Origin of the sequence: Pyrinomonas sp. (assembly GCF_040289685.1) — a bacterium.
Taxonomy (GTDB): domain Bacteria; phylum Acidobacteriota; class Blastocatellia; order Pyrinomonadales; family Pyrinomonadaceae; genus Pyrinomonas.
Genome location: NZ_PSLQ01000127.1, coordinates 1 through 2687, shown reverse-complemented (window position 1 = coordinate 2687; position 2687 = coordinate 1). Strand labels below are relative to the sequence as shown.

Below are 2687 nucleotides of genomic sequence, written 5' to 3'. Positions count from 1 at the left end.
ACATGTGCATAGCTGAATATGGCGCCGGATGTGCTGGGCTGAACCGGTTCAGGGTTGCACTGGGCGGTGTCGGGCCAGGATGTCCTTGATCTCCCCCGGACTCTTCGCCACTGCCGCCCGCCAGTGCCCGAACCCGCCGTGGCCATTGACGGCCTCGATCCATTCGTCCAGAGAGCGGCGTTTCGCTTTGTCTTGCTCGGTGTCCTGACCCTTAGTTTCCAGCACGAGCATCTCGCCGTTGGCCAGCCGCACTAGAAAGTCTGGCCGGTACTTGCGCACGACGCCACGGTAGATGTAGAGAATTTCGAAACCCAGGTGGTCGTTCTTCACCCAGGCCGCCACCGCCCCGCTGGTATCGAGCACGTAGGCGTCGGAGGCTTCCCAAGTACTGTCGTACACGCAGAAATTGATGTGGGATTTTTTCGTCCTCTCGCAGGGCTTACCCGTGTACCAGGTGCGCATCTCGGCCGTTGAGCGGATGGGGTGATCGCGGTCGAAGACAGGCATCCGGCGCTCGGTGTTCTCCTGCCTCACGGCTTCCAAAACATGCTGCACCACCCGCGACATGTTCAGGGTGATGACCAGCCGGCGACGAAGCTCGTCCTGGTAGAAAAGTGGCGGAGAGATAGTAATTCGATCGGAGCGCATGAACTGCTCGACGATCCGCACCAGCTGCGCCAGCAGGATCTCGCGGCTGCCCCGCCAGGCGGGCTTCATCTGGTCGAACACATCCCGCGCCGTCTCAAAGATGAGGCGCTGGGTGCGAAACTCCCGCGCCAGCCGCTCCAGCTCGATGCGATTGATCTTGGTGGCATCCGGCTTGCCTTCGAGGATGGGTGCAAGCTCGGCGACCTGCGCCGTCTCTGCGGCGTCTAGTTCCAGGATGGGCACCTTCGACCAGTTCAGCATCAGCGTGGGCTGGAAGACGTGGTCAATGCGCACGATGTTGGGCCAGCGAATCTCGAACTGCGCCTTGGCCGGGTCGGGTTCGACCGCCGTCTTGGGGGCCGGGGGCGGCGGCGGGCCGTCTTGGCCCCCCTCGTGCGGCAGAAAGGTGAACGGCACGCCGAAGATGTTCACGTACTCCGGCTCGAAGAGTCCGGTCGCCGGGTTTACCTCGTAGGACGTGCGCCGCAGGCCGCGCCCGACGACTTGTTCACACAGCAGTTGTGACGTAAATGCGCGCAGCCCCATGATGTGGGTCACCGTCTTCGCGTCCCAACCCTCGGAGAGCATGCCGACCGAGATGACCTTCTGGATCTTCTCGCCAGGCTGACCCACTTTGCCGACCGTATCCACGATTCGGCGCAGCAGTTCCGCCTGCTCGGCTTTGGTCAACTTGCGCGCCACCGGGGCCTCGGCTTCGCCTTCTGCCTCGCCGTCCTCTTCCGGCGCCTCCACCGCGGCGGCCGGCTCTTCCCGCGCCTCGGCTTCGTCCAGCACCTTCGAGTCAATCTGCAGCACGCGCTCGGGGTCGCACAGCTCGTCGATGTGGATGCGCTTGGTGTCGAAGGCATGCTTGACCCGAGCTGCGGTCTCGGTGCGATTGCAGACGGTGATCATCACCGGTGGCGTCGGCAGGCCCGCGTCGCGCCACGCCTTCCACGCCTCGCGCCAGTCGTAGCCGAGCAGATAGTAGGCGTTGAGCACCAGGTCGGGCAAGGGCTCTTCGGGATTGGCCCTGCGGTTCAGGTCGTCCTTGACCTCCGAATCGTTGTAGATGTGGTACAGCCGCGACTTGTAGGTCCTGGCATCCGGCACCGCGTCGTCGCGCACCACCACCCGCGGGGTCTTGACCAGGCCCGACTCGATGGCGTCGTTCAGGCCAAAATCGCTCGCGATCCAGCCAAACAGCGCCTCCTCACTGCTCTTACGGCCCGATGGCGCAAAGGGCGTGGCCGAGAAGTCGTAGCACTTCAGGATGCCCCGGGAACGGTGGAGCCGGTCGAGCCCGCCAACCCAAATCGTGGCTTCCTCTCGTTCTTCACGGCTATACTTGCTCGCCGCCTCAGGGCTCACCCGCCAGGCGTGGTGCGCCTCGTCGTTGATGACCAGGATGTTGCGGGCGTTCGCCATCTCGCCCAGCACCTCGCGGGTGTAGGCTTCGTCGCTCTTGGCCCCGCGCTTGTCCACGCTCTTGCGTTTTTGGATCTGCTCCTCGCTCTCCCAGGCCAGCGCGTGCCAGTTGCGTACCAGCACCCTGCCCTGGCGCAGCTTGTCGAGCAGGCTCGAGGGCACGATATCGAAGGCTTCAAAGTAGTTGCCCGCGCCTGCCGGCTCCAGCACCGCTAGGCGGCTCTTGACCGTCAGCCCCGGGGCGATGACCAGCACGTTCTTCGAAAAGCGTGCGTCCTGCGGGTTGGCCACCTTGTTGAGGATATGCCAGGCGATCACCATCGCCATGACGATGGTCTTGCCGGTACCGGTGGCCATCTTGCAGCACTGCCGCTCAAAGTCGCCGCCGTCGCCGGGGATCTCGATACCGACGCGCTCCGCCGCGGGCGCCTCGGTGAGCCAGATGAGCGTCTCCACCGCCTCCAACTGGCAGAAGAAGAAGCGCTGGTCACGCTCCGGATCCCGCCAGTGCTCCAGTAGCCGCTTGGTGATGCTGGTGACGCCGGGGTAGCCGGCCTCTCGCCACGCCTTTACCCGGGGGCGGATTTGGTTGACCAGGGGGATCTCGACGA

The 2687-nt window shown here is 64.4% G+C and carries 1 protein-coding gene; it reads right to left on the bottom strand.

Annotated elements, in window-relative coordinates; all coding sequences use genetic code 11:
- Positions 1 to 48: 48 nt before the first annotated feature.
- A partial coding sequence (locus C4334_RS14755; RefSeq protein WP_352432848.1) for a BPTD_3080 family restriction endonuclease occupies positions 49 to 2687 on the bottom strand: 2639 nt, incomplete at its 5' end.